The sequence below is a fragment of the Mycobacterium sp. genome (assembly GCF_049802695.1).
GTDB lineage: Bacteria > Actinomycetota > Actinomycetes > Mycobacteriales > Mycobacteriaceae > Mycobacterium.
In genome coordinates this window covers 1-6,531 of record NZ_JBARMY010000056.1, presented here as the reverse complement: position 1 = coordinate 6,531, position 6,531 = coordinate 1, and the positions used below count along the sequence as shown (strand labels likewise).

At 62.7% G+C, this 6,531-nt stretch carries 5 protein-coding genes and 1 pseudogene; all 6 read left to right on the top strand.

Annotated elements, in window-relative coordinates; genetic code table 11:
• Window positions 1–841 (top strand): adenylate/guanylate cyclase domain-containing protein (locus tag WA317_RS02200; RefSeq protein ID WP_425171480.1); only part of this gene is annotated, 841 nt, incomplete at its 5' end.
• Window positions 842–1,020: 179 nt separating this feature from the next.
• Window positions 1,021–1,941, top strand: a pseudogene (locus tag WA317_RS02195) (mycofactocin-coupled SDR family oxidoreductase).
• A 437-nt stretch (window positions 1,942–2,378) separates the two neighbouring features.
• Window positions 2,379–2,591 carry a hypothetical protein gene (locus tag WA317_RS02190; protein WP_425171479.1) on the top strand — a complete coding sequence of 71 codons (213 nt, stop codon included), beginning with the start codon at window positions 2,379–2,381 and terminating at the stop codon, window positions 2,589–2,591.
• Window positions 2,591–4,291: a nitric oxide reductase activation protein NorD gene (locus tag WA317_RS02185; RefSeq protein WP_425171478.1), complete on the top strand. Its 1,701-nt coding sequence runs from the start codon at window positions 2,591–2,593 to the stop codon at window positions 4,289–4,291. Before WA317_RS02190 ends, WA317_RS02185 begins: the two co-directional genes overlap by 1 nt.
• A 200-nt stretch (window positions 4,292–4,491) precedes the next feature.
• A complete protein-coding gene (locus WA317_RS02180; protein ID WP_425171481.1) occupies window positions 4,492–5,349 on the top strand; it encodes a CbbQ/NirQ/NorQ/GpvN family protein in 858 nt (285 codons plus the stop codon).
• A gap of 80 nt (window positions 5,350–5,429) precedes the next feature.
• On the top strand, window positions 5,430–6,531 hold a 1,102-nt coding region (locus tag WA317_RS02175; RefSeq protein WP_425171477.1), incomplete at its 3' end, for an ABC transporter substrate-binding protein.

The following is a 6,531-nucleotide window of genomic DNA, read 5'->3' as shown; positions in this document are numbered from 1 at the left end:
GGTAGTCGTAATTTCGCTTGCTGCGGTGCTTCTCGGGCTACCGGTGATGATTTTGACCTCCCGATCGATCTCGCAGCCGATAGGTGAGGTCGTCGACGCGATGGCAGAGGTCGAGCAGGGCAACATCGATACCTTCGTCGGCACCTACGAACGCTCCGAAATTGGTCGCCTTCAAAGCGGATTCAACCGCATGGTTTCTGGCCTCGCTGAACGCGATCGGCTGCGCGACCTCTTCGGTCGCCACGTGGGCGCAGATGTCGCCCTTCGGGCCCTGGAGGAGGGCGCATCGCTGTCCGGGGAAGTGCGCGAGGCGGCAGTCCTTTTCATCGATCTGGTGGGCTCGACGACGTTGGCGGCTAGCCGCTCGCCCCAAGAGGTCGCCGAAATCCTCAACCAGTTCTTCGAGATAGTCGTCAGCGCCGTCGACCAACGCGGGGGACAGATCAACAAGTTTCAAGGCGATGCCGCATTAGCTGTATTTGGAGCTCCTCTACCCATCCCCGAATCGCCCTCAGCGGCGCTGGCAACGGCACGCATGTTGCGCAACAAGTTGCGTCGGCTACCCATGGTCGACTTCGGGATAGGGGTCTCGGCGGGCCAGGTTTTCGCCGGAAATATCGGAGCAGAAAATCGTTATGAATACACGGTCATCGGAGACGTTGTCAATGAAGCCGCCCGGCTCGCGGATCTCGCGAAAGTTGTCGAAGCGAGGATTCTCTGCACTGCAGTTGCCGTAGATGGTGCCGATACTACTGAGCGTCGGCATTGGTTATCTCATGGCGAGACAGTCTTGCGTGGCCGCGCCGGCTCAACCCAACTGTGGGTTCCAGCGGATAATTGAGTCGAGTATTGCCAGGAGAAGCGGCACGCGGGAGCGTCGCCGTGTCCCCGCCTCGTGCCGCGTCCGGAGGGTCGGTCCCGCGTTGTCTTCTCAGCACGCCTCAACTTCTTGTAGCTTTGCCCAAATGTTTGTCCCAAACTCTTGATTTACCCTTAGATCTCATAGTTTTCGCTCATCGTATGAGCGTGGTGAGCCCGCTCTCAAGGATTGGCGGAGGTTCGAAGCCCGGAAGGCTTGACGGCAAAGTTGCGTTCATCACCGGTGCGGCTCGTGGTCAAGGTCGCGCTCATGCGGTCGCGATGGCAAACGAAGGCGCCGACATCATTGCCGTCGACATCTGCCGCCAGATCGAGTCGAATCCTTACCCGCTTGCGACGCCTGATGATCTGGCCGAAACCTAACGGTCGGTCAAAGGACTCGGTCGCCGGGTAGTGGCGCGGATCGCCGATGTCCGCGAGCGCCACGAATTGCGCGACGCGGTCGAGGCCGGGCTGGCCGACCTCGGCAAAATTGACACAGTTGTTGCGAACGCGGGCATTTTGCCGATGGCGATGGGTAAACCGGACCCAATGCACTTCGTCGACGCTTCAGATGTCGATCTGCTCAGCGTGATGAACACCGTCGCGGTCACCGTTCCGCACCTTCCAACGGGGCGTCGATCATCGTCACCGGTTCGACGGCTGGAATGATCCGAGGCACCACCGACAATCCCAACATGGGCCCCGGCGGTGCGGGATACGGCTGGAGCAAGCGCGTGGTGATGGAGTATGTCGAGGAGATGTCGTTGCACCTGGCGCCGCGGATGCTTCGCGTCAACGCGATGCACCCCACCAACTGCAGCACTCAATCTTCTGCAAAATGACGGCATGTACAGCATGTTCCGACCCGACCTGACCGGCGCGGGAAAGAAGGCCACCCGCGAAGACGCCGAAGCGTTGTTCGCCATCTTCCAAGCCATGCCTATTCCCTACATTGAGCCCGAGGACGTCGCCAACCTCGCAGTATTTCTGGCCAGCGACGAAAGCCGTTATATCACGGGACAACACATCCGTGTCGATGCTGGCTCACTGCTGAAATGGCCGAACGGCCCAGGCGGATAGCCCGATCAAGCAAATTCGTACCCACGGTGCCCGCGGCAATACCAGTGTGTTGATGTCCTCGCCCAGCGACAGTTCTATTCGGCGGTCTGCATCGCGACGCGGATGACCGGCTGGCCGAGCACCACCAACGGACGCTCGACGCGCTCGTCGGCGACCTCGAATCTTGCTTGACGTAATCGACCACGCGCAGCCGGTTGCCCAGCGCGTCGACGAACTGGCCGCAGACGAACTCGCGTCCAACAGAGTTCACCCCGGGGCGGACTTAGTGATGTCGACCAGCAGACGCAGGCCCTCACGCCAGGAGTCGCCGCCGAAATCGTCGAGGCCGGCTCGATCGCATGCACGGAAGACCAGCTCGTCCACACTCGAGTCTGGCCGTGAAGATATCGATGCCGCCGTGACCGGGTTATCATACGCCCATGAGGAACAAATCTTAGGTGCATTCGAGATCAGTCCATGGAGGTCACGCTGATGCCGCGGCGCTGGATGAGCTTGTCAAGCAGGGGGAGGGCGAACAGGGTGCCGTCGACCTCGGCGCTGGCGTTTTCATGTCCAGGAACATCGCCAATAGCTACCTGGTCACTACGCCGGACGGTGATCTGATCACCAACACCGGAACCGATTTCGAAGCAGCTGAGATCAAAAGCTGATGAGCGTCGTACGAGAAATCGACGGCCCAGTTAACCGCCTTCGCGGGCTAGGCATGCTGGGCTCAGCGCTGGCAGGACGACCGGTCGGTGTGGCGCCGCTGGAACCGGGGGAGCCGTCCTGGACCGACGGTCAGACCATCTACATCGATCCGACGGTGCGGGCTCGTGCAAATCTGGAGTCGGTGGCCGTGCACGCCTCGCTGATCTCGGCGGGCAGCCTTGATCCTGACGTCGTGCGCTCGTTGTCCCGGGCCCGGCTGGCTGAGCGCTATCTGGCCGTCGAGGGTCATCGCGCACTGTGCGCCAACGCGGACCTGCTGCCGATGACGTTGTTCTCGCTGATCGACCGTGACACTGCCCGTCGCAGCGATTCGGCAGCGACGTCGCTGACTATTGCCGCTGGAAGAGACATCCTTGCCGATTGTCCGCGAAGCTTCGGCGTCATCCGGGCCAAGAAGGTGCTGGCCGCGACGCGCCAGGCCGGCAAACAGGTCGGCCACGACACTCCCGGTCACATACCGCGACGTCCGACCCGTCAACAGCAGCTTCAGGAGCTTGATGACGGCGAAGTCACAGGCACGGACGACCCCGACTTGTTCACCAGCGCGGTTGGCGGGGGCGGATTCATCGGCAAATGGTTGAAAAAGTTGCTGTCCTCGGCGCGTCAATCCAGTGGCAGCGGTGGCGGACCTCCCGGCGCCGACACACCCACCCACCGGACCAACGCGGCCAACCGCGGAGCGCACGCGGTTTCCTCAACCGCCACGGTCGCCACCGAGGACGTCCCCGACGTCAAGTCCGACGGCTACAAATATCCCGAATGGGATGTCAAACGCAGAAGTTACCGACCCGACTGGTGCACGGTGCAGGAAACCGAGCCGTCGGTGACACCCGGCGTTCCCCAGGCGATCGAAGAAGCCCTTGCGCTGCGGCGCCCATTTGCGCGCCTCGGAACGGGCTTTCTCCGCCGCCACCATCAAACACAAGGCGACGACATCGACATCGACGCCGCAGTCGAAGGGCGCGTGGAGATAAGGGCCGGCTCGGTGCCCGACGAGGCGGTCTACCGCGACAGCGTGCGTCGGCGCCGCGACCTGTCAGTCCTGCTTTTGCTCGACGTCTCGGGCTCGACCGCCGAACCCGGCACCATCGGCAAAACCGTGCATCAGCAGCAACGGGTCGCCGCGGCCAACCTCACTGTCGCGCTGCACGATTTGGGCGACCGGGTGGCGCTGTACGCCTACTACTCCCAAGGCCGCGCCGCGGTGCACATGGTGCCGTTGAAACGATTCAACCACCGCCTCGACACCCAGGTGATCAACCGGTTGAACAGCCTTGAGCCGGGGGCGTACTCGCGGCTGGGAGCTGCGATCAGGCATGGATCGGCAGTTGTGGAAGCGCGCGGCGGCACATCGCGGCGCTTGTTGGTCGTGATCTCCGATGGACTGGCATACGATCACGGCTATGACCGCGCCTACGGCGCCGCCGACACCCGCCGCGCGCTGACCGAAGCTCGCCGGCGCGGAATCGGGTGCGTGTGCCTGACTGTCGGAGCAAACACGGATGCGACGTCACTGCGCAACGTCTTCGGCAGCGCCGCGCACGCGTCCGTGGCACGGCCCGACCAACTCACCGGCGTCATCGGGCCGTTGTTTCGTTCGGCGCTGCGCTCAGCTGAGGTGCGCCGACGAGTGTCCTAACTGGTGCTAGTGAACTCAGATGCCATGGCCCAGAACACAGTTGACTTGCGATTTGACCACGACCAGGACGGCCTCCGGGTCTTGAAACAAACATCTGTTCCAGATAGGCTCGGTCGACCCCAGTGCATCGGTCAAGAGAAGGGAAGCCATGCGTCATCCTCCGGCCGAGCCGGCATCATTGGCGGCGAGAGTTCGTGAAAGTGGTTGACGAGTCCGCTTCCGCATCCGTGGCCGGCAATGGCGCACCGGCAAACACCCGTGCGCCGCGCCCCTACTATCAGCCGGTCGCCAATGAGGAAACCGTCTTCAAGGCGGCACATCGTCAGGGCCTCTCGATCCTCCTGAAAGGTCCGACCGGATGCGGCAAGACGCGCTTTGTCGAGGCGATGGCGCACGATCTCGGCCGCGCGTTGATCACCGTCGCCTGCCATGACGACCTCACCACCGCAGATCTCGTCGGACGATACCTGCTGCGTGGTGACGAGACGGTATGGACGGACGGGCCATTGACGCATGCCGTGCGTGAGGGAGCGATCTGCTATCTCGACGAGGTGGTCGAGGCCCGCCAGGACACCACCGTCGTGCTCCACCCGCTCGCCGACCATCGCCGCCAACTGCCCATCGAGCGGCTCGGCGTGACGTTGGATGCCGCACCGGGATTTGGCCTGGTCGTGTCATATAACCCCGGCTATCAAAGTGTGCTGAAGGACCTCAAGGACTCCACCCGTCAACGGATGGTCGCAATCGAATTCGGCTTCCCCAGCCCTGACATCGAGCAGGCGGTCGTCGCCCACGAATCCGGGGTGGACGAAGCGACGGCTGCCGAGCTGGTTCGATTGGGTCAGGCGATCCGGCGACTGGAGACCGGCGGGCTGCGCGAGGTCGCGTCCACCAGGGTGCTCGTCGCGGCCGGCCAGCTGATCACCGAGGGCTTGACCAGGACGGAGGCGGCCCGGGCGGCTATCGCGGGTCCGCTGACCGACGAGGCTGGGGTCGGTCGCGCGCTCAACGAGATGATCGAGCTGTACCTGGATGCTGGGGTCCGGTCGGGTGATTGACGGTGCAACCCCGCCCCGCTAGTGTGTGAACAAATATTAGGTCGTTTGCTTCGGCTTCGGCATGTTCCCATGGAGGTCGCATGTCCTACGAAAGCACAGCTGAGCCGATCAAAGTCGGCTATCTGATGGACTTCACCTTGCCTCCCGGGTTTCCGGAAGAGATGCTGGCCGACTTCACGCGCTGCTTTGATCTCGTGTTCGAGGAGGCCGTCGAGCAAGGGCTGATGGATCGCCCCGTCCAGATGATCTATCGCGAAGTGGAGGGCTTGCCCAAGGGATCGGTCAAAGCGGTGATTGATGCATTCGCAGAACTCGTGGACGAAGGCTGCCTGGTGGTCTTCGGTCCGCACATCACCGACAACTGCGTGCCGACTCGCGAGGCGATCGAGGAGCGTTTCAAAGTACCGGCGCTCAGTGTCACGGGAACCGACGACTGGCTCGGCGAATGGACGTTCTCGTTTCCGCAGGGCTCGATGACTGACGAGCCGATATTCCTCGCGGACCTTGTCGCCAAGGGTGGATTTGGCGAGATCGGCGTGTTGGTGGAGCAGAACCTCATCGGCGAGACTTACCTGAAGAACCTGCGAAGCGCCTGCCGCCGCATAGGAATTCGTATCGTCGCCGAAGCGCCGATCGCCCAGACCGCCCAGGACATCAACGACGCCCTGCGCGTGTTGTACGAGGCGAAAGCCCAAGCGATCGTGCATCTTGGGTTCGGTTTCGGCATCGTCTTCATCAATCCCGCGCTGCAAGAAGTCAACTGGGACCCGCCGCGCTTCACCACCACGGCATTTCAGAATGCTTGGGTCAACCCGATCATGTGGAACGCCTTCACGGGCTGGATCGGGGTGGACCAATACGACGAGAACAATCCGATCGGGCAGGCTTGGCTCGACCGTTACGCGGAAAAGTACGACGGGCGGCGCCCTGAGTATTGCGTGCCTGTCGTCAACCACGATGTCGCGGCCACTTTGGTGCGGGCTTTCAGCGATGCGCACCCACTCAGTCCGCGCGGAGTCAAGGACGCATTGGAGCGGGTCAAGATGATGCCCGCGGCCTCAGGTGCTCCCGGCACGCGGGTCTCATTCGGCAAGTGGACCCGTCGCGCCTGGATGGGCTCGGGCTATCTGGTGGCCCGCACGCTGGACGCCGACGGCGTCAATTCGCACCTGGTCGATCGCT